This window comes from Gordonia sp. IEGM753, assembly GCF_050321825.1.
Classification (GTDB): domain Bacteria; phylum Pseudomonadota; class Gammaproteobacteria; order Pseudomonadales; family Pseudomonadaceae; genus Aquipseudomonas.
The window spans coordinates 2,454,411-2,475,281 of sequence record NZ_JBNQGB010000001.1 but is presented as its reverse complement, the minus strand read 5'-3'; the positions used below and the strand labels follow the sequence as shown (position 1 = coordinate 2,475,281).

18 protein-coding genes are annotated in these 20,871 nt (G+C 60.0%); 11 read left to right on the top strand and 7 right to left on the bottom strand.

The genetic code is table 11. The features are described 5' to 3' along the window. Positions 1–2: 2 nt before the first annotated feature. Together ACQR3R_RS11090 and ACQR3R_RS11085 are read right to left on the bottom strand one after the other, a co-directional pair. On the bottom strand, positions 3–713 hold the full coding sequence (locus tag ACQR3R_RS11090) for a tRNA (adenine(22)-N(1))-methyltransferase TrmK (RefSeq protein ID WP_428272186.1): 711 nt from the start codon (positions 711–713) through the stop codon (positions 3–5). Between the two features lie 101 nt (positions 714–814). Next, positions 815–1,315 (bottom strand): GNAT family N-acetyltransferase, encoded by a 501-nt coding sequence (locus ACQR3R_RS11085; protein ID WP_428272184.1) that lies wholly within the window; start codon positions 1,313–1,315, stop codon positions 815–817. Between the two features lie 13 nt (positions 1,316–1,328). Between ACQR3R_RS11085 and ACQR3R_RS11080 the strand changes: the two genes are divergently transcribed. Next, positions 1,329–1,517 carry a hypothetical protein gene (locus tag ACQR3R_RS11080; RefSeq protein ID WP_428272183.1) on the top strand — a complete coding sequence of 63 codons (189 nt, stop codon included), beginning with the start codon at positions 1,329–1,331 and terminating at the stop codon, positions 1,515–1,517. Between the two features lie 35 nt (positions 1,518–1,552). Here the strand turns inward: ACQR3R_RS11080 and proP are convergent, their stop codons facing one another. From proP to ACQR3R_RS11060, 4 genes are all read right to left on the bottom strand, one after another. Continuing rightward, the gene (gene proP / locus ACQR3R_RS11075; protein ID WP_428272182.1) at positions 1,553–3,055 is read right to left on the bottom strand and encodes a glycine betaine/L-proline transporter ProP; all 1,503 of its coding nucleotides are present in this window, start codon (positions 3,053–3,055) and stop codon (positions 1,553–1,555) included. Positions 3,056–3,186: 131 nt separating this feature from the next. Further along, complete coding sequence (locus ACQR3R_RS11070) at positions 3,187–4,077, bottom strand: bestrophin family protein (protein WP_428272181.1); 891 nt, start codon at positions 4,075–4,077, stop codon at positions 3,187–3,189. Between the two features lie 108 nt (positions 4,078–4,185). Beyond that, positions 4,186–5,529: an MFS transporter gene (locus ACQR3R_RS11065; protein WP_428272180.1), complete on the bottom strand. Its 1,344-nt coding sequence runs from the start codon at positions 5,527–5,529 to the stop codon at positions 4,186–4,188. Continuing rightward, complete coding sequence (locus ACQR3R_RS11060) at positions 5,526–6,509, bottom strand: flavin reductase (protein ID WP_428272179.1); 984 nt, start codon at positions 6,507–6,509, stop codon at positions 5,526–5,528. The genes ACQR3R_RS11065 and ACQR3R_RS11060 overlap by 4 nt, the downstream gene beginning before the upstream one ends. A gap of 163 nt (positions 6,510–6,672) precedes the next feature. Between ACQR3R_RS11060 and ACQR3R_RS11055 the strand changes: the two genes are divergently transcribed. The 5 genes from ACQR3R_RS11055 (at position 6,673) to ACQR3R_RS11035 (ending at position 15,150) form a co-directional block, all read left to right on the top strand. After that, a complete protein-coding gene (locus ACQR3R_RS11055; protein WP_428272178.1) occupies positions 6,673–8,142 on the top strand; it encodes an aldehyde dehydrogenase family protein in 1,470 nt (489 codons plus the stop codon). A 54-nt stretch (positions 8,143–8,196) separates the two neighbouring features. After that, the gene (locus ACQR3R_RS11050) at positions 8,197–9,849 is read left to right on the top strand and encodes a methyl-accepting chemotaxis protein (protein WP_428272176.1); all 1,653 of its coding nucleotides are present in this window, start codon (positions 8,197–8,199) and stop codon (positions 9,847–9,849) included. A 91-nt stretch (positions 9,850–9,940) separates the two neighbouring features. Next, positions 9,941–11,509: an amidase family protein gene (locus ACQR3R_RS11045; protein ID WP_428272175.1), complete on the top strand. Its 1,569-nt coding sequence runs from the start codon at positions 9,941–9,943 to the stop codon at positions 11,507–11,509. Between the two features lie 189 nt (positions 11,510–11,698). Then, positions 11,699–13,408, top strand: a complete 1,710-nt coding sequence (locus ACQR3R_RS11040; RefSeq protein WP_428272174.1) for an FAD-binding protein — start codon at positions 11,699–11,701, stop codon at positions 13,406–13,408. Between the two features lie 14 nt (positions 13,409–13,422). Then, a complete protein-coding gene (locus ACQR3R_RS11035; RefSeq protein ID WP_428272173.1) occupies positions 13,423–15,150 on the top strand; it encodes an FAD-binding protein in 1,728 nt (575 codons plus the stop codon). A gap of 254 nt (positions 15,151–15,404) precedes the next feature. Here ACQR3R_RS11035 and ACQR3R_RS11030 read toward each other — a convergent pair whose 3' ends face one another. Beyond that, entirely contained in the window at positions 15,405–16,190 is a 786-nt protein-coding gene (locus ACQR3R_RS11030; RefSeq protein ID WP_428272172.1) for an enoyl-CoA hydratase-related protein, read from the bottom strand. Between the two features lie 140 nt (positions 16,191–16,330). On the opposite strand from ACQR3R_RS11030, the gene ACQR3R_RS11025 reads away from it, so the two are divergent. From ACQR3R_RS11025 to ACQR3R_RS11005, 5 genes are read left to right on the top strand one after another with little or no spacing between them, the layout of a single operon-like run. Further along, positions 16,331–17,116 carry an SDR family oxidoreductase gene (locus ACQR3R_RS11025; RefSeq protein WP_428272171.1) on the top strand — a complete coding sequence of 262 codons (786 nt, stop codon included), beginning with the start codon at positions 16,331–16,333 and terminating at the stop codon, positions 17,114–17,116. A gap of 56 nt (positions 17,117–17,172) precedes the next feature. Next, on the top strand, positions 17,173–18,141 hold the full coding sequence (locus tag ACQR3R_RS11020; protein WP_428272170.1) for an OB-fold domain-containing protein: 969 nt from the start codon (positions 17,173–17,175) through the stop codon (positions 18,139–18,141). 8 nt (positions 18,142–18,149) lie between these two features. Further along, positions 18,150–19,283, top strand: a complete 1,134-nt coding sequence (locus ACQR3R_RS11015; RefSeq protein ID WP_428272169.1) for an acyl-CoA dehydrogenase family protein — start codon at positions 18,150–18,152, stop codon at positions 19,281–19,283. Next, on the top strand, positions 19,255–19,695 hold the full coding sequence (locus ACQR3R_RS11010) for a MaoC family dehydratase (protein WP_428272168.1): 441 nt from the start codon (positions 19,255–19,257) through the stop codon (positions 19,693–19,695). Before ACQR3R_RS11015 ends, ACQR3R_RS11010 begins: the two co-directional genes overlap by 29 nt. Continuing rightward, positions 19,692–20,870 (top strand): thiolase C-terminal domain-containing protein, encoded by a 1,179-nt coding sequence (locus ACQR3R_RS11005; protein ID WP_428272167.1) that lies wholly within the window; start codon positions 19,692–19,694, stop codon positions 20,868–20,870. Before ACQR3R_RS11010 ends, ACQR3R_RS11005 begins: the two co-directional genes overlap by 4 nt. Position 20,871: the final 1 nt, after the last annotated feature.

The window sequence follows — 20,871 nt, the reverse complement described above, 5'->3', positions numbered from 1 at the left end:
TATCAGACTGCGGGGAGCGGGGCGAGCAGGTCGGTGATCCATTGGGCCTGGCGAGCGGTTTCCTGCACTTTTTCGTCAGGGATGGCTTGTCGGGCGCGGGCGAAACTGTTCAGGGTCTTTTGCTTCTGACGCAGCATACGCTGCCACTTGGCGAGGAACGTCGGGCTGCGGGCCTGCATCTGCATTGGGCCAAAATATAGCTGCTCTGCGCTGTACGTGACGGGTCCGGTGCGCTCGGCGACGATTATTTCGTAGTCGAAGCGGTTTTCCCGCAGCAGTTCTTCGCACAGGATGCGGTAGTCATTTTCCATCAGCCATTGACGCAAGGGCTGCTCGCCGCCGTTGGGCTGCAGGATCAGGCGCTCGCCACCGTTCAAGCGCGACTTGCCGCTGTCGAGGATGTCGCGGATCGTCTCGCCGCCCATGCCGCAAATAGTAATTGCGGTGATCGCATCGTGCGCCTCGATTGCTGCCAGGCCACTGGCCAGGCGCACGGTAATGCGCTGCTCAAGATCGTTTTCGCGCACCGTGCGTTCAGCCGCGCGAAACGGCGTCAATGCCACTTCACCGGCAATGGCCGAGGCGATGCCGCCACGGCGCATCAGGGCTACAGGCAAGTACGCATGATCAGAGCCGATATCGGCCAGCCGTGCGCCTGCCGGCACTTGGGCGGCCACGCGCTCCAGGCGTTGGGACAATGTCTGTTGGTTCAACTGCAACCCCTTTTCACTACGAACCTGCGGCACCGTTGGCCGGGTTGGGGTGCGACTCTATCGAGCAATGCCGTGCATTTCAAATATCGCCCAGAGGCGCGCTATATCGAAAGGCCAAACCGATAGCCATGCTCTGTGCCGTCCTTATGCGTCACGTGATCGATCAAGAAACCGCAGCGCTTGAGAACCTTGGCCGAGGCGATATTGGCGACGTACACCTCAGCCACCAATTGCTTGAGGCTCCAGACCGTTTGCGCTTGCTGGATCAGGTGCTGCACCGCCAGCGTGGCCAGCCCTTGACCACACGCGCGCTGAGCAATCCGGTAGCCGACTTGCGCCGAACCCCCGGCACTGTCGATGCCTTTCAGGTTCGCCCGGCCGACTATTTTGCCGCCCGGTTCCTCGATGACAAACGGGTGCCAGATACCGGCGGCAAAATCGGATAAACACGCCAAAATGTGCTCGTTGACGCCTTGCGCCGAATAGAACTGCGACCCACGTGAGTCAATGTGGCGCTCGAACCATTCACGATTGTCAATTTCAAAACGCAGCAATGCCTCGGCATCGCTGCGTTGCAGGGTTCGAATGTTGACCGGGTTCATAACGTCGCTCCTTTTGCTGGCATTTGTACCTGCATCGTTGCTGTTTCTGCAAATCACCGGGTTTCCATCCAAACCTGAGTATCGCGAAATCAATCAGGCGTCTTTCGCAGGCCTGAGCGCTAACGAACGCATGAAGATCTATGTTCTGAAAGCCGAAGGGGAAGTCGTGGGGGCCTTGATGTATCGACTGGCGAATCGTTGAGATCAGTGGCGGGCTCAGCCGCCACTGATGCCCAGTCAGTTGATACGCGGATGCTGTTGCACCAGGTTCTCGCGCTTGGCTTCCAGTTCGGCGATTTGCGCGTCGATGTCTTCGATTTTCTGTTCGATGTTGTCTTCATGCTCCTGCAACAACTCGCGCGCCTCCTCAAGGTCGGACGCCGCCGGGGCCGCGCCGCGCAAGGGTTTGTTTGCTGTTTCCTTCATGGTGATGCCGGTCACCAGGCCCACCACGGCAATCACCATCAGGTAATAGGCGGGCATGTAGAGGTCGTTGGTGCTTTCCACCAGCCAGGCTACAACGGTGGGGGTCAGGCCTGCGATCAGCACCGAGACGTTGAAGGCACTGGCCAGCGCGCTGTAGCGGATGTGGGTGGGGAACATCGCCGGCAGCGTCGAGGCCATCACGCCAATGAAGAAGTTGAGGATGACGGCAATGATCAACAGGCCCGAGAAAATCAGCCCGAGCTTGCCGCTGTTGATCAGCATGAAGGCCGGAATCGAAAGGCAAAACAGCGCGATGCTGCCAAACAGGATGAAGGGCCGGCGGCCAATTTTGTCGCTGACGAAACCGATCAGCGGCTGTACGAACAACATGCCGACCATGATCGCGACGATGATCAGCACCCCACGGTTTTCGCTGTAGTGCAGGTTGTGCGAGAGGTAACTCGGCATGTAGGTGAGCAGCATGTAATAGGTGACGTTGGTAACCGCCACCACGCCGATGCACGTCATCAGGCTGCGCCAGTGCTTGGTGGCAACCTCCTTGAAAGATACTTTCGGGCCGCGCGCCAAGCCTTCGCGATCACCTTGCTCGAGTTTTTCAACGTGCTGCTGGAAGGCTGGGGTTTCCTCCAGAGCGTTACGCAAGTACAGCCCGATCATGCCCAGCGGCAGTGCCAGGAAGAAGGGTAGGCGCCAGCCCCACTCCTGGAATTTTTCTTCACCGATCACCGAAGAAATCATCACCACCAAACCTGCGCCAAGCACGAAGCCTGCGATTGAGCCGAAGTCGAGCCAACTGCCGAGGAAGCCACGTTTGCGATCCGGCGCGTACTCGGCGACGAAGATCGAAGCTCCGGTGTATTCACCGCCCACCGAAAAGCCCTGGGCCATCTTCGCCAGCAACAACAGGATGGGTGCCCAGATACCAATCGAGGCATAGGAGGGAATCAGGCCAATGGCAAAAGTGCTCAGAGACATGATCACGATGGTTGCCGCCAGGACTTTCTGTCGGCCGTATTTATCGCCCAGCGCACCAAAAAACAGACCGCCCAGCGGCCGGATCAGGAAGGGCACCGAGAAGGTAGCCAGCGCGGCAATCATCTGCACGCTGGGCGATGCGTCGGGGAAGAACACTTTGCCGAGCACGTAGGCGACAAAACCATAGACGCCGAAGTCGAACCATTCCATGGCATTGCCCAGCGCGGCGGCAGTAATTGCCTTGCGCATCTTGGCGTCGTCGACAATGGTGATGTCTTGCAGTCCGATGGGGCTGACGGCTTTCTTACGTGATTTCATGCCAATTACTCTGTCGCTGTCCATTTCGATGCCATCGTTTTACTGGCACGCGTTCTTTGGGTCAGATACAAGAAGTCACGGAATAATTCACCGCTTCCCGGTTTTTTTTGTTAGCGCCTTGCGTCTTGAGCTTAGTTGACGCGATCGCTTCCCAGCGAATCACGTTGCATGGAGTGCAGGTTTTTCTCGATGGTTTCGCACAGGGCTTCCATCTGGATCTGGTGTTCGCTATCGCGGAACGGACTTTGCAGATCGGTGCCGATGCGTTCGATGGCCAGCAACATGAAGCCCACCACGGTCGACGCGAGCGGGGTGAACCAGCCCAGGGATTCCACCAGTCCTACCGGCACGATCAGGCAGAACAGAGAAATAAACAGCCGAGGGAAGTACACATAAGGATAGGGCAGCGGTGTGTTGGCGATCCGTTCCATCCCGCCCTGGCTGTTGGACAAATCGACCAGGGTCGATTCAAGCCGCGTCAGGCGAATACTGTCCAGTCGCCCGGCCTTGTATTCCTGGACCAGCAGGGCCGCAGAACCGTTGAGAATATCGTTGGCAAAGTTATTGGTGGTGCCGCTGCGCGCGAATTCCACGTCCGGGATAAAGCCCCGGATTTCATCCGGGCACGGCTGGCCACGCAGGTGCGCCGCCAGGCAATTCACATACGCCACGTGACGGCGCAGCAGGGTCGCCTTCATCGGGTTGACCTCATGGCCCGGGTCATCCAGCAGGGTCAATACCTGCCGCGCAAAGCTGCGGGAGTTATTCACCATCGCCCCCCACAACGTGCGTGCTTCCCACCAGCGGTTATAGGCACTGCTGTTACGAAAGCTGATCAACACCACCAACGCTGAGCCCAGCAACGTGAGGGGCATCAGCGGCAGGTTGATCTTGGTGTTGAGAATCAACATGAAATCCACGGTGACGGCTATGTCCCACAGCAGCAACCAGAACAACGCCCAGCCTACATAACCCATGGTCTTGATGATCAGACGGTATTTTTTGATGATGGCAGCTTTCAAACGGGCACCTCGGGGGGGAGTTTTGGCAATGATGCACTAACTCCGACGCTGGTGTCCGGCTAAGGTTCGACAGTGGTCGCGATCAATGATCACGAGTGGTGAATCGTTTCAGGCGGATTGAGCTTCTGGAGTGTGACGATAGCCCGTCTTGGAGGCGTGGCTGGCCACACACATCAGCAACAACACCGCGCCGATGATCGGTAAATTAACAAGTAACAGCGCGTATCGCAGTGATTCCTGTCCCAGCATTGGTAGCAACATATCGCTCAACAAACCCGTCAGTAGCGGTCCTACACCCACCCCGAGCAGCGTGCTGACAATGGTTTGCAACGCCATGGCAGTTCCGCGTCTACCGGGAGGTACCAATTGGGTGACGAGGTTGTAGGACGGGGCGACCCACCACACGGCAAAGAAGGAATACAGGGCACACCAGAGCATCGCGGTTGGAATCGGTACGTCACCCAAGCGTACCAACAAGGCGTCGGACCACAGCAGATACGGAATCAGCGCGCTGATCGCCGCCAGATGGCCAAGCACCGGAATGGACACTTGCCAGTGTGGATTGCGACGGCACAGATGGTCACTCAACCAGCCACTGAAGAGGCCGCCGATGCCGGCCGACGTCCCGCAGATCACGCCCGCCAACAAGCCTGCATGCTGCAGCGACAAACCGTGGGAGCGCACCAGGAAACTGGTGTTCCACATGCCGATGGCGTAGGAACTGAGCGTGGTCAGACCGCCCGCGAGGATCAGGCAACGGTAGGCCGGTAGCGCCCAGAGTTTGCGCGCTTCGGCACCCATGCCAAGCAGTGCTGGCTGCGGATGAGCGTGGGGTGCAAGGTCCCACCGGCCGCGCTGCGGATCACGCACGAAAAAGGCCAAAATGGCACAAAACACCAGGGCGGGAACTCCAAGGGCTATAAAAGCACTGCGCCAGCCATAGTGCTCCACCACCCAGGCCCCGATACTCAAACCGATGATCGAAGAAAACGTAGGCGCTGCAGTAAAACAACTGATGGCAAATGAACGACGTTGTGGCGGGTACAGGTCAGCGATCAACGACAACGAAGCCGAGGTGGTCGGCGACTCACTGACCGCCACCAACATTCGCGCAACGGCCAGCGCCAGGAAGCTACCCGCCAGCCCGCAAGCCATGGTCGCCACCGCCCACAGCAGGCAGGACATTGCCAGCAAACGGATACGCGGCATGCGGTCCACCAGCCTGCCTGCTGGCAGACCCATCAATGCATAGACTGCCGCGAATGCCAGGCCCGAGATCAGCCCGATGGCGGTATCGCCGACGCCGAACTCCGATTTGATCGGTTCAACCATGACGGCGAGTATTTGGCGGCCGACGAAATTGTCGGCAAATACCATGGCCAGCAGCAGCAACAAGCCGTGGCTGCCCCAGCCAACCCTGACCGGTGGCAAGACCCCTGCGGCGACTGTCATCGCGGTGCCCACAGGTCTGGCAAGCCTGGGTCACTGACCACGATCAGCCGCTTGAGCAACACCTTCAAGGCTTGCGCATCGGCAGCGCCAAGCTTGGCCGACAGGTCTTCCTCCACGGCTTTTGCCAGCGCCAGCTGATGCACCGATACCTCCCGGCCCTCGGCCGTCAGTACAAACCGCAGGGAATCTGCCGGGCCCTCGAATGCCACCAGGCGCTGTCGCTCCAGGAAACGCATGCTGGCCAGCGTCACTACGCGGCCTGTGTAGCTGACAAAGGTATTGATTTCTTCCAGCGTGAGATTGTCGCGGATACACAAAATCGACAGCACGAAAAATGTCTGTTCATCCAACTGCTGGCTATTCAATAACTGCCGCAGCTCATTCAGAACCTGGTAATGCCCGCGCCCCAGCAAGTAGCCCAGCAGGTCTTCGGTGTAGCTGCACTCTGGCGGTGGCGGTGTGGTAGCCAGGCGCAACTCGCTGCGTGGTTTGCGGGTAGCCAAGGCATATTGGCCGCTCTGGAAGGCCAGCGGCGCCCGGTCGCTGTGATCGAAGGCAAGCACTTCGCCGACGAAGATAACGTGATCGCCGCCTTCATACTGAAACGCGGTGCGGCACTGGAAGCGTGCCGTGCAATCTTGCAGCAAGGGGGCTTCGCTGACGCCATCGTCGAGGGCGATCTCGGCGAACTTGTCTTCACCCTGGGTCGCAAAACGCCCCGACAGCGTTTCCTGCTCCGTGGACAAAACATGCACGTTCCAGTGCTTGCCACTGCTGAACACAGGCAGGCTTCGGGCTTGTTTGGACAGGCTCCAGAGCACCAGCGGCGGGTTGAGCGAAACCGAGTTGAAGCTGTTGGCGGTGATGCCCACGGGCGAGCCGTCTTCGGTCTGTGTGGTGATGATCGTTACCCCGGTGGTGAATGTGCCGAGGGCTGCACGAAATGCCTGGGGATCGAAGCTGATGTTTTGCGTTGCCATGACTGGCCTCATGGGTGGGGGTTTTCGTATGGCCAGTATTGGGCGTTTGCATCCGTCCAACATCGTCTCAACGGACTAACACTAATGCAGGGCCTCGTCCGATTGGACGAGGCGGCGCAGGCAGACCCGAGGCTAGGGTGGCGTCAGGCGCATCGGGCGCTCAATGGCCATCGAGCCAACCTGCAAGGGGATAACAATGAGTTCTGCCACGTCTACCTCCCAAGAGCTTTCCAGCCTGCTGGCGGGACAAAAGCATGCCTTTGCCAGCGCTGGCAGCGTCAGTGCCGATACGCGTCGGAAGCGACTCCAGCAAGTGATCGACCTGTTGGTGCACAACCACGCAGCGTTGACCACGGCTATCGACCAGGATTTCGGAGGGCGGCCTGCGGGGTTTTCTCTGATGAACGATATTTTGGGCGCATTGGCCTCGCTCAAATATGCCCGCGACCATTTGCAGACGTGGATGCAGGATGAACCGCGCCAAATGTTCAGCCCGTACGATCAACTCGGCGCTGCAGCCTGGGTCATGTATCAGCCCAAAGGCACGGTCGGCATTCTCGGTACATGGAATGCGCCATTGTTCACGTTGTTCAGCCCATTGGCCTCGGTCCTGGCGGCAGGTAACCGGGCCATCCTCAAACCTTCTGAAGTGGTGCCGCGTACCGCCGCGCTGGTGGCGCGTTTGTGTGCCGAACATCTCGACCCACTGGTCGTGGCGGTGGTGAATGGCGGCCCCGATCTGGGCGAAGCGTTCAGCCGCCAGCCTTTTGATCACTTGGTGTTTACCGGCAGCACAGCGGTTGGCCGGCGGGTGATGGCCAATGCCGCGCTAAACCTGGTGCCCGTGACCCTGGAACTGGGCGGCAAGTCGCCGGTGATCATCTCGCGTAGCGCCGACTTGAACAAAGCAGCGTTCAGCATTGCCGCGGGCAAAGCCTGCAACGGCGGACAAATTTGTATCAATCCGGATGTTGTGTACGTACCGAAGGCGTCGCTTGAACCTTTCCTCGATGCGCTCCGCAATAGCTACAGTGAGCTCAATCCGAGCGTGTTGGGCAACCCGGACGTGGTGGCGGTGGTCAATCAGCGTCATCTGGACCGCGTCGAAGGCATGGTCCAGGACGCAGAGTTACGGGGGGCGCGCATCGAATGTCTGCCCGAACCATTGGCAGTGAACTCGCAGGACCGTCGGCGTCCGTTGCGAGTGGTGGTGAATCCGGCTTCGGACAGTTTGATCATGCAGGAGGAAATCTTCGGCCCGGCGCTGGTAGTGCTGAGTTATGACGACCTCGATCAGGTCATTACCGAGATCAACGGACGGCCACGTCCGCTGGCGCTGTACTACTTTGGCGAAGACGCGCAGGAGCAACGTCATGTGCTGGAAAACACAGTGTCCGGAGGGGTCACCCTCAACGAAGTGATGATGCATGCGGCGTTACACGACGCACCCTTCGGGGGTGTTGGCGCATCCGGTATGGGCCATTACCACGGCCGCGAAGGTTTCCTCGAATTCAGCCATATGCGCACGGTGTTCAAGGCTTCAACTCATGATCCACGTCGCGAGTGGGGCCTGTTGCCGCCGTATGGCGAGCACTATCTGGCGGCCATGCTGGCCGGCGTAACTTGCGACTAATACGCAGCCGGGTGCCTTCGCGCGCCCTGCACCCGATGAGACAGGCCATCCAATATGTTCAAGGCAATTACTATCGCCCAGCGGCTTTGGCTCTGGGCGCTCTTGGCGACGTTGTTGTTTGTCATGGCAGTCGTGTTGGGCGCCTATGGCTTGCATCAGGCCCGCGATAGTCTGCGGGCCATCAACGAGGATAATTTGGCGACGCTGTTGATGTTTGGCGACATCGAACATCGCCTTGATGAAAGCCGGCGGCTGGTGCTGCTGGCGATCCAGCACGACCCGGAAGGCCCACTGATGTCTGCGTTCGACCGTCCGGTGGAAGTCACTCTTGGCGCTATCGAGAGCAACGACAGATCGCTGGGCGAGGTGTGGGCGAGCTATCGCCAACGGTCATTGAGCGACGCAGAGCAGCAGGCTGCGGATGCGTTCGACAAGCACTATCAGGCCTGGAGCGAAGAGCTGGCCATCCTGTTGGAATCGTTGCGTGCAGGCGATTTTCGATTGTCTGGCATCTTGTCCTTTCTGCGCATGGCCGAGCCTGAAGGCAACGCTGCTGTCGCCGAGCTGGGCAAATTGCAGGCATTACAGAAGGCTGACGCTGCGCGCGCCTATGAGACGGCGCAGCGTCGTTATCGCTCGACCCTGTTGGCTTACCTCGTGCTGGCGATGGTGGGCGGTTTGGCGGGCAGTTTGACGGCACTTTCCACTTTGCGCCGTCTCAAACGCGCTTTTGCCCAAGCGGCTGCCAGCGTGCGGGCCATCGCCAGCGGCGATTTGCTGCAACCCATCGAGATCAAGGGCGGTGACGAATTCGCCATGATGCTTCGCGATATCGCCCTGATGCGTGACGGCTTGCACGGTTTGATCTCGCAGATGCGCGAACTGGTGCAGCGTGTCAGTCGCGAAGCGGTGCACATGGCAGAATCGGCGGAGCTTTCTTCCCTGGCCACCCAGCAGCAGGCGGATTCGGTGCGCGGCATTTCCCGGACGGTCGAGAACCTCTCGGGGGCAATTGACCAAGTGGAAAACCATGTCGAGGTCTCGCACAGCATCACTCAGCATTCAGCGGTACGCTCGGGAAAAAGCGAGGCATTTATTCGTGACATGGCCCAGGAAATGAATCGCATCAGCGATGTGATCAGTGACACCACCGTGCATATTCGCGAGCTGGAAGGGTATTCCGGCGAGATCAGTCACGTGCTCAACGTCATCCGCAGCATTGCCGAGCAGACCAACCTGCTGGCGCTGAACGCTGCCATCGAGGCCGCGCGGGCTGGCGAGGCCGGTCGAGGGTTTGCCGTAGTCGCCGACGAGGTACGCCTGTTGGCCCAGCGCACCGCGAGTTCCATCGGCGAAATCGACCTTACCGTGCAGCGTATTCAAGACGGAACCTTGGCGGTAGTCGATGGCATGGGCCGCGTGGTCAGCCGGGTGCGTGACGGCGTGAGTCTCGCCCATGAGGCCGGGGATTCGGTGGCGCAGATTCGCAGCGGCACCGATGACGTTATTCGCAGCGTGGACACCATCGCGACGGTGATCACGGAGCAGGTGCGCGTAACGCGGGAAATTGTCACTCGTGTCGAGAGTATTTCCAATGGCACGGGTGCGTTGTCGGCCAATGCAGAGCGCAGCGCGATGGCGGCCTCGGATCTGGAACAATTGGCAAGGGAGCTGGATCAGTTGTCCGCACGCTTCAAGGTCGCTTGAACACAGGCGCTCGGTACCGGCGAAGCACAATGACGCGATCCGACAACAGACATTAAAAACAATAATCATCAATGAGGGCTCGATCATCACTATGGATAATCACGACAATTCTCCACTGGATACCACCACCGGCTGGCCCCGCCGTAGCGTGCTCAAGGCCGCTGGCGTGGCGGTTGGCGTCGGGCTGTTGGGGCGCTTTGCCGACGCTCGCGCTGAAGGGCTTTCGGCCAGTGACTACCAAGCCATGGATGCCTGGGCGATGAGCACGGCGATTCGTAGCGGCACGCTGAGTGCAGAGGATCTGTTGGCGGCGGCGCTGGCCCGCTACAACGAGGTTCATTCCAAGGTCAACGCAGTGAACATGCTGCATGAAAACTACGCCCGCACCTTGCTCGCCCAGCGTCGCGCGGCCGGTACGCAAAACCAGGGCGCACTGGCCGGCGTGCCTCTCCTGATCAAAGATCTCAACACCGCCGTGCAAGGCACGATTACCAGTAATGGTTGCCGGCTGTTCAAGGATTCGCCACCGGCCACTCGCACCAGCACCCTGATTACCCGTTACGAGCAGGCCGGCGCGGTGCCGTTTGGCAAGACCGCGTGCCCTGAGTTTGGTTTGACCACCACCACCGAATCGCTTGCTTGGGGCCAAACCCATAACCCCTGGAACCTGGCCATGAGCGCCGGCGGTTCGTCCGGTGGCGCAGCGGCGGCGGTGGCGGCGGGGATCGTGCCTGTGGCACATGCTACCGACGGCGGCGGTTCGATCCGCATTCCAGCATCATATTGCGGGGTGGTCGGGCTTAAACCCAGCCGCTACCGCACCCCTAGCGGACCACTGCATTTCGAGGGATGGTTTGGTGCAAGCGTGGCCAACGTGGTATCGCGCACCGTACGCGATACCGCACTTTTCCTCGATGCCGGTCAGGGCCATGAAAAGGGCAGCCCTTATTGGTGTTTGCCGCTGGTGAGGCCCTATGTCGATGAGCTGCAGCGCGACCCCGGCAAATTGCGCGTGGCGGTAGTACGTCAGTCGCTAACTGGAGCCCCTCTGGAACCGGCGATTGCCGCGACGCTGGAACAGACGATCAAGCAACTGTTGGCGCTCGGGCATGAACTCGACGAGCTAACGCTCAACGTGGACCCGCGGCAGTTGTTCGGTGCCCATGGCAGGGTGATCGGCACCGCACTTCGCACTCAGATCCACGACCGCGAACAAGAACTGGGGAGGGCTGCGACCGCCCAGGACCTTGAGAAAATCACCATGGTCAACCTGGAGCGCTCGAAAGACTCCAGTGCAGAGGATTTGTACCGTGCCCGCCAATCGTTCGAGAGCATCGGCGCAACGATGGACCAGTACTTTGATCGCTACGATGTGATTTTATCGCCAGTCACCGGCAGCCTGACTCCGAAACTGGGCCTGTTGTCCCTGGATCAACCCTGGGACAGTTATGCGCAGCATGCCATGGGCAGTGCCGGTTTTACGGTGCTGGCCAACGTCAGCGGCCAACCGGCCATTTCACTGCCTCTGGGTGAAAGTGCTGACGGCTTGCCGGTGGGCATGATGTTTACCGCACGGTTAGGCGGTGAGGATGTGCTGCTGCGACTTTCCAGCCAATTGGAACAAGCCCATCCGTGGGCGGCCAGGCGCGCCACCGTGTAACCCTCATCCCGTATGAGCCAGGCTTGATCCTTGGCAAGCCTGGCTCATACGGGGGTTGATCGTTATCGCCCTAGTCCGCTTTGACGATGAACCTGGCTCCTCGCAACCCTGATCATGGGCTGCAATCCGCCAACGCACCCGCTGCGTCGTCGGCGGTTCTTTCTGACCTCAGCTAATGGCATAACAACAATGACGGCTCAAGTTCAGTCTCAGACCCACTACGACGTGATTGTCGTTGGTTCGGGAGCAGGTGCAATGACTTCGGCGGTGTTCCTCGCCGACCAGGGTTTTAGCGTGCTGCTGGTGGAGAAAAGCAACCAGTACGGCGGCACCTCGGCGATCTCCGGGGGCGGCATCTGGATACCCAATAATCATTACTTCGCTCGCATCAACGGCAACGACAGCTACGCCACGGCGCTGACCTACCTGAAAGCAGCGGCGGGCGAGCATGTCAGTGAAACGCGCCTGCGCGCTTACCTGGACAACGCGCCGAAGATGATCGAGCAGCTCACCCGTATCAGCCGAGTGCGCTACGCGGTGGCGGCGAAATACCCCGACTACTACCCTCATTTGCCGGGCTCGCTGGACGGTGGACGGACCCTGGACCCGGAGTTTTTTGACACCAGCCTGTTGGGAGAGGAGCTGGTGAACTTGCGCAAGCCTTCGCCTTCGACGCTGCTGATGGGGCGTATCGCCTGGACCGCTCGCGATGCGCACAAGGCCATGGCTCGCAGCTTTGGTTGGCGCCTGCTGATCATGAAACTCATGCTGCGCTACAAACTGGACTTCAAATGGCGACGCAAAAGCAAAATGGATCGCCGCGCTTCCTTGGGCAGTTCGCTGGTGGCGTCCTTGCGTCGCTCGCTGATGGATCGCGATGTGCCGCTGTGGCTCAACACCGACTTCTGCGGGTTGATTACCGAAAATGGTCGGGTCAGCGGTGTCAGCGTGTTGCGCGGCGGCGCTGAGGTTCAACTGTATGCGCGCCATGGGGTGATCCTGGCTTCAGGTGGCTTTGAACAGAATCAAACCCTGCGAGACCAGTATTTGCCCAAACCAACCCGCAGGGCCTGGAGCGCGACGCCGCCAGGCAACAACACGGGTGCAGCGCTCGAAGCCGGATTGGCCCAAGGTGCCGCCACTGCATTGATGGATTGGGCCTGGTGGGCGCCGACCATTGCTGTGCCGGGTGAGGATAAGCCACGAGGGATTTTTGCCGAACGGGCGTTCCCCGGCGCCATCGTGGTCAACGGTCAGGGCCAGCGCTTTGTCAACGAGGCGGCGCCGTATCTGGAGTTTGTCGACGCCATGCACCAGGACAATCAGATATCGGGTGGCAAATCGGTGCCAGCCTGGGTCATTTTCGACGCTCATTTCCGTTTCAACTACGCCATGGGCCCGTTGATGCCGGGGCAGGTCATGCCCGATAGCCGCCTGCGCAAAGAGTGGCTGAACAATCTGTACTGGAAGGCCGACACCCTGGCCAGTCTGGCCCGGCAAATCGGCGTTGACAGTGCGGGTCTGGAGGCCACTGTGGCCAAGGTCAACACGTATGCGGGCACCGGCATTGACCTCGATTTTGCTCGAGGCGGGAACGTTTTCGACCGCTATTACGGCGACTGTAACGTCAAGCCGAATCCCTGCCTGGCTCCTCTGCGCAAAGGGCCGTACTACGCCATGCGCCTGGATGCCGGTGACATCGGGACCAAGGGTGGCCTGTTGACCAACGAGCATGCACAGGTGGTGCGCGATGACGGCACGGCAATCGCCGGCTTGTACGCCATCGGCAACTGTTCAGCTTCGGTGATGGGCACCAGTTATCCAGGAGCGGGCGGCACTTTGGGGCCTGCAATGACCTTCGGCTATGTCGCCGCCAATCATCTCGCCAGCCAGCGCTAGGAGCCATTATGTCAATGTCCGATAACATTCCGAGCACCGAAGTGCTGCCGCCGTTGCAGGTGGCGGATAGCAACAGCGTGGCCTGGGATGAACACTGCGATGTGCTGGTCGTCGGCTGGGGAGCGGCGGGTGCGTGTGCTGCTCTGGAGGCTCTTGACCAAGGCGTCGATGTGCTGATTGCCGACCGTTTCACCGGCGGCGGCGCCAGCGCCAAGAGTGGTGGCGTGGTGTACGCCGGTGGTGGCACTCGGCATCAGCAGGCTGCGGGCTTCAACGATAGCCCCGAAGCCATGTTCGACTATCTCAAGCATGAGACCCAGGGCGTTGTCAGCGACGACACCTTGCGACGCTTTTGTGCTGATAGCGTGAGCAACCTTGACTGGTTGGAAAGCCACGGTGCGCCGTATGCCCATCAGATGCCACCGGGTGGTAAAACTTCATACCCGCCCGATGGCTATTTTCTCTATTACTCGGGCAACGAATTGGTGCCGGATCATGCCGGTCCCTTGCCGCCGGCACCTCGTGGCCATCGCACCGTGGGCAAAGGGCAGTGCGGCGCGGTGCTGTACGCACACCTCAAGGCGGCGTGCCTGAAAGCCGGGGCGCGAACGCTGTTGCAAGCAGCGGCGCGGCGGTTGGTGATCGATTTCCAGGGGCGGGTGTTGGGCATGGAGTTATGGTGCTTGCCCGAAGGCAGCAAGGAGGCCGAACTGCATGCGCGTCTGGCTGCCCGTGCTGAAAGGCTACAGAATTTCGCCGCCGGCTATTGCAAGAAGCTACGCCAGAAGGTCAGCCAGCTCGAACGCGATTTCGCCCAGCCTCGGCGAGTTCAGGCACGCAAAGGAGTGATCCTGAGCACTGGCGGCTTCATCTTCAATCGCCAGATGGTTGAACAGCATGCGCCGAAATTTCGACGCAACTTCAAGGTCGGCGCCACGGGCTGTGACGGCAGTGGTTTGCGTCTGGGTGTCAGTGTCGGTGGTCAGGGTTCGAGACTTGAGCGAGTGTCGGCGTGGCGCTTTATCAACCCGCCGTATAGCTGGCACAAAGGTATCGTCGTCAATTCTGAAGGTCAGCGCTTTTGCAACGAAGAAGTCTACGGTGCCACCCTCGGCCAGCCGTTGATGGAAGAGCAGGGGGGCAAAGCGTGGCTGGTGCTGGATGCGCCGTTGCGCAAGAAGGCGATTCGTGAGGCATTGTTTGGTGGCTATTGGTGGTTCCAAAGCTTTCCTGCCTTGGCGCTGATGCTGTTGAAGGTTCGTAAAGGCAAGACCCTGAGTGAGTTGGCGGGTGAAACCGCGATGGACCCCGCCGTGTTGCGTGCCTCGGTATTGGCCGCCAACGCCGGTGCTCGTGGCGAGGCGCCAGAACCCTTCGGCAAATCCCAAGGCGGGCGTCAGGTGCTTGAAAAGGGGCCGTTCTATGCCTGTGATATTTCCGTCACAAACCCGGTATTTCCTTTGGGTGCCTTGACCTTGGGCGGTTTGCGCGTGGATGAACGCAGCGGCGCGGTACTGGACAAGCAAGGCCTTGCGATTAGTGGTCTGTACGCCGCCGGGCGCAGCGCCTTGGGCATTCCTTCGCACTTGTACATCAGCGGACTGTCGCTGGCCGATTGCGTATTTTCCGGTCGTCGTGCCGGCGCCGCAGTCGCCTGCTCAAACAGCCACTTGCCCCAGGCAACTGTTGAAATCGGGTTGGCTGCAGCCACCCTGCGCAACGATGTCGGCGGGTTTGCGTAAACGCTCTTGATCACAGCACTCACCACCAAAATCGCCATCACCGGCAAGCCGGTTTCCTAGGGGTATGTGTCACGCCATCAATTGCGGCATCCTCCGCGATCCGTAGGCGCCTGGCTTGCCAGCGATGGCGTCTTCGGAATCGCCATCACCGGCAAGCCGGTTTCCTACGGGTATGTGTCACGCTATCAATTGCGGCATACACCGCGATCCGTAGGCGCCTGGCTTGCCAGCGATGGCGTTCGTGAAATCGGCGATTAATGCCCTTCAAACTGCGCGGTTCGTTTGTCGATAAATGCTTGCATCCCTTCCTTCTGATCCCTTGAAGCGAATAGCAGGGCATTGGCCTTGCGTTCCAGGGCCAGACCCGCCTCCAGCGGGGCGTCCATTCCGGCGAGGATCACTTCCTTGATCTGCTCGGCGGCGAGGGTCGGCATTGCCGCGATGACTCGCGCCAACTCCAGTGCGAACGCTTGTACCTGGTCGTCATCCACCAGGTCGCTGACCAACCCCGCAACCCAGGCTTCTTCAGCCGTGATCGGTTGCCCTGTGAGTGCCATGCGCATTGCCTTGACTTTGCCCACCGCACGCACCAACCGTTGGGTGCCGCCGATGCCAGGCATGATGCCGATGCGGATTTCCGGTTGGCAGAAGCGTGCACTGCGCCCGGCGACGATCAGGTCTGCGTGCATCGCCAGCTCACAGCCACCTCCGTAAGCGTAACCGCATACCGCCGCGATCACCGGTTTCGGGCAATGCTGGATTGGACCCCAGACTCGTTCAGTGTGGCGCTTGTAGATATCGATGGCGCCGACGCCGGCCATGCTGTTGATGTCACCTCCGGCTGCGAACACCTTGTCACCGCCCGTCATCACAATGCAACGCACCTGGGGGTCGACCGCCAGGTCGCTGAAGTGGCGTGACAGTAACGCCTGCAATTCAAGGCTCAAGGCATTGCTCGCCAAGGGGCGGTTAAGCCGCAGCAAAGCAACGCCGGGCAAGGGGCGTTCGAGCAAAACCGGTGCAGCACTTGAGTCGGACATGGGCATCCTCAAAGACCATCAACGTGTGAATGAAGGCCAGTGTCCTGTTGGCGAGGCTAAATTTTCATCGTCCGTTCAGACGTAGTTTGGTCCCGGATTCGTCCATAGAGTGACCCTTGTCAGTAGAAAAGGAGCACATGATGGAGCTGCACTCGGGTCTTGATTACAGCGCCAAGGTGGTGCTGGTCACCGGTGGTACCAAAGGTATCGGCGCCGGTATTGCGCTGGGGTATCTGGCCGCGAACGCACGGGTGATCGTGTGTGCCCGGCGTGAACCTGAACAGTTACCCATGCTGGGCGGCAAGCGCGCTACGTTCATTGCCGCCGATGTGCGGGACCACGATTCCCTGCAAAGACTGTTCACCACCATCGAGCGCGATTTTGGTCGCCTCGACGTGGTAATCAACAATGCGGGCGGCAGTCCCGCCACCGACGCAGCCACGGCGTCGCCCAGGTTTCATGAAAGCATCATCGGGCTGAATCTGATCGCCCCGCTCAATGTGGCCCAGCACGCCAACCGGCTGATGCAGGCACAGGCGCAGGGTGGTTGCATCGTGTTTATCGGCAGCATCAGCGCACTGCGGTCCTCACCAGGCACTGCTGCTTACGGCGCGGCCAAGGCCGGCGTGCTGGCGTTGGTGCAATCGTTGGCGGTGGAGTGGGGCCCCAAGGTGCGAGTGGTTGCGGTGAGCCCGGGACTGGTACTGACCGAACAGGCACATCTGCACTACGGCTCCGAGGCCGGTATTGCTGCCGTTGCTGCCGGTATCCCGGCAGCGCGCATGGCAGTGGCCGAAGACATCGCCAACGCCTGCCTGTACATCTCTTCACCGCTGGCCAGTTACGCCAGCGGTTGCAACCTGCTGCTGCATGGCGGTGGCGAGCGTCCGGCATTTCTCGGTGCCGCGCAGGTTCTGCCCACCTGATCGACCTATTGCGGCGACCGGGTTCGGTGGCCGCCTTCAATGTGAAGGAGACGACTTTGGCTGATCCACAATTGCTATCCAATGTGCGCGCCCTGGTGGGCCGCCAGTACGGGCGTGTGTACGCCTGGGACGACGTTAACGCACCGATGATTCGCCAGTGGTGCGAGGTCATGGGTGTGGACAACCCGTTGTACGTCGATCCAGCCTTTGCGCTGGACACTGAGCATGAGGGACTGATTGCTCCACCCGCGATGTTGCAGGTGTGGACCATGGAAGGTCTGCACGCCAACAACTACCCGCCGGGCTCTACCGACGAGAACCCGTACGAAGTGCTCAAGGAAATGGAAGCCTACGGCTACGCCTCCACGGTGGCGGTGAATTCAGAGCTGAGCTTTACCCGTGCTGTGCGGCTCGGTGAAAAGCTGTACTACACCACGCGTCTTGACTCGGTCAGCGACGAGAAAACTACCGGCTTGGGTATCGGCTTTTTCGTCACCCTGGTCATGAGTCACTTCGTCGAAAAGGCCGGTGGCGACGAACCAGTGGGCGAGTTGCTGTTTCGCGTATTCAAATTTCGCGCGGCCAAGGTTCAAGTGCCTGCCAGTGTTGATTCAGCACCGGCTAAGCCCAAGCGTCCGTTGCCGGGTATCAGTGATGACACCCGGTTCTTCTGGGAAGGTTGCGAAAAGGGCCAGTTACTGATCCAGCGCTGCAGTGCCTGCCAAACTCTGCGCCACCCACCGGCACCGGTGTGCATCGAGTGCCACAGCTTTGAGTGGGACACGCTTGAGGCCAGTGGACGCGCCACGCTGTATTCGTTTGTGGTGATGCATTACCCCGAAGTGCCGCCGTTCGATTACCCCAACCCTATTGGTCTGATCGAGCTTGACGAAGGTGTGCGCCTGATCGCCGGCCTGGTGGGTATCGAGCGCGAGCAAATACAGATCGGCCAGCGTTTGAAGGTTGAGTTCCAGACCTTCGACGACCAGTTGACCCTGCCGTTGTTCCGGCCAGTAGAGGCATAGGAGCCACCATGGATTTCGAATTAAGCGAAGACCAGCGCGCCATCGCACAAATGGCCGACGGCCTGTTTGTCGATCATTGCCATGACGATTTCATGCGCCAGTGGGACACCAGTGGCGAGCCGATGATGGCGTCGCTTTGGACGCTCTGCATCGAGACGGGGCTGCATGCCTTGGCCATTCCAGAGGCGTACGGCGGCAGTGGCTTGGGCATGACGGAGCTGATGCTGGTGTTGCAAGCACAAGGCAAGGCTTTGGCCCAGGTGCCGTTATGGCGTCATCAATTGGCCGCCGCCACATTGGCCCGTTTCGACCCTCTCGACAGTGCGGGCTGGGTCGCTAGAGCGGCCTCCGGCGAGGCATTGTTGAGTCTGTCCATCGATGCATTGAGCAGCGCTTTGGGCATCGAGTTGCACGCACGAAATTGCGCCGATGGCTGGTCGATCAGCGGTCGGGTCGCAGCCCTGGCATCGGGCGATCAATCACAGGCTGCACTGGTATTGGTGGACGTCGAGGGACAAGCGCGGCTGTTGCTGTTGGACCTGTCGCTACCCGAAGTACGACGGGTTTCAGCCGTACTGACCCACGGCGAGGCTGTGGCTGACCTGCACATCAAAGATTTGTTTGTGAGCGCAGCGCAGATTTTGCCGGTCGAGGCCGTCGCGTGGCTGGAAACGCGCAGTGTGGCGGCATTGGCAGCCTTGCAATTAGGCGTCAGTGAAGAGCAGGTCCGCCGCACCGTGGCGTATGTCAGCGAACGCCGACAGTTCGAACGGGTCATCGGCAGTTTCCAGGCGGTGCAGATGAGCATGGCCGATACCCACATCGCCGTCGAAGCACTGCGTACGGTGCTGTGGCAACTGGTGTATCGCCTCGATGCTGGTTTGCCGGCGCCCTGTGAAGCATTGGCGACCGCTTGGCTGGCGTCTGAGGCGGGGCACCGCATCGGCCATGTCGCGCAGCACGTACATGGCGGCATCGGCGTTGATCTGACGTACCCGATTCACCGTTTTCTCTATTGGAGCCGCGGCCTCTGTCTTGCCTTAGGCGGCTCGGCGGCAAGCCTGGAACGCCTGGGTGACTGGCTCAACGATAACGACAAGCTGGGATGGAAATATGACCTCGAAGAACACCAAGCGCTTTGAAGACGTGCACCCCGGTGAGTTGTTGCCGGAACTGATGGTGCCTATCACGGTGACCCTGATCAACGGCGGGGCGATTGCCACGCGTGACTACTTTCCAGGCCATCACGACGCCGAGGCGGCGCGTGCCCTGGGGTCGCCTCATGTGTTCATGAATATATTGACCACCAACGGACTGGTGCAGCGATTCATTGAGCAGTGGGCCGGGCCGTTGGCGCAATTTTCCTCGCTGAAAATCAAGCTCGGCGCGCCGAATTATCCCGGTGATTGCATGACGTTCAGCGGCAGCGTTTCCCATATCGACGCCGATACCCGCGCGGTGGAAATCACCCTGAACGGCAAAAATTCAATGGGCAACCATGTGACCGGTACGGTCGCATTGGTCTTGCCCTGGCAGTCGGAGAGACACAGATGACTGATTCATCGATTTCCGGACGCGCTGCGATCGTAGGCCTCGGCGCGACCGAATTTTCCAAAAACTCCGGACGCACCGAATTGCGCCTGGCCATGGAGGCAACCTTGAGTGCGCTCAAGGACGCCGGCATCGACCCAAGCGAGGTCGAGGGCTTCAGTTCCTACTCGGTAGACAAGGTTCCAGAATACGAAATCGCCCGTCTATTGGGTTGCAAGGACGTCAAGTTCTTCTCCCAAGTGCCTCATGGTGGCGGCGCGGCGTGCGGACCCGTGATGCACGCGGCGATGGCCGTGGCCACCGGAATGGCGAAAGTGGTGGTGGTGTATCGGGCCATGAACGAACGTTCCTGGTATCGCTTTGGCACCGGCAACTATGGCTTCGCGGCGGCACCGACCTTCGACAACGTCAACTACGGCTGGTACATGCCCCAAGGTTTTCATACGCCTGCGGCGTGGGTCGGGATGTTCGCCCAGCGCTACATGCACACCTATGGCGCGACCTCCGAAGACTTTGGCCGAATTGCGGTTGCAGCGCGGGATTTTGCTGCGACCAACCCCCAGGCATTTTTTCACGGCAAGCCGATTACCCTGGAAGAACACCAGGCCTCGCGTTGGATCTGCGAACCGCTGCACCTGCTCGATTGCTGCCAGGAGTCGGATGGCGCCGTTGCGATGGTCATCACATCGGCAGAGCGCGCCCGTGACCTGCAGCAGAAACCGGTGACCATCAAGGCCGGTTCCCAAGGTATCAGCCATGGTCAGCAAAGCATGACCTCGTTCTACCGTGAAGACATTACGGGGCTGCCGGAAATGGGGGTCGTCGCTCGCGAGCTGTACCGCCAGTCCGGCCTCGGTCCAGAGTCTTTTCAGACCGCAGTGATTTACGACCATTTCACCCCGTTCGTATTGCCACAGTTGGAAGAATTCGGCTTCGTCAAACGCGGTGAAGCCAAGGAGTTTATTCGCGCCGGGCATCACGCCCGAGGCGGAAAATTGCCCATCAACACCCACGGTGGGCAACTTGGCGAAGCCTATATCCACGGTATGAACGGTATTGCCGAAGCCGTGCGCCAAGTGCGTGGCACCGCGGTCAACCAAGTGGCGGATGTGCAGAACGTGTTGGTCACCGCCGGTACCGGCGTACCCACCAGCGGCCTGATTCTCGGCACAGCTTAAG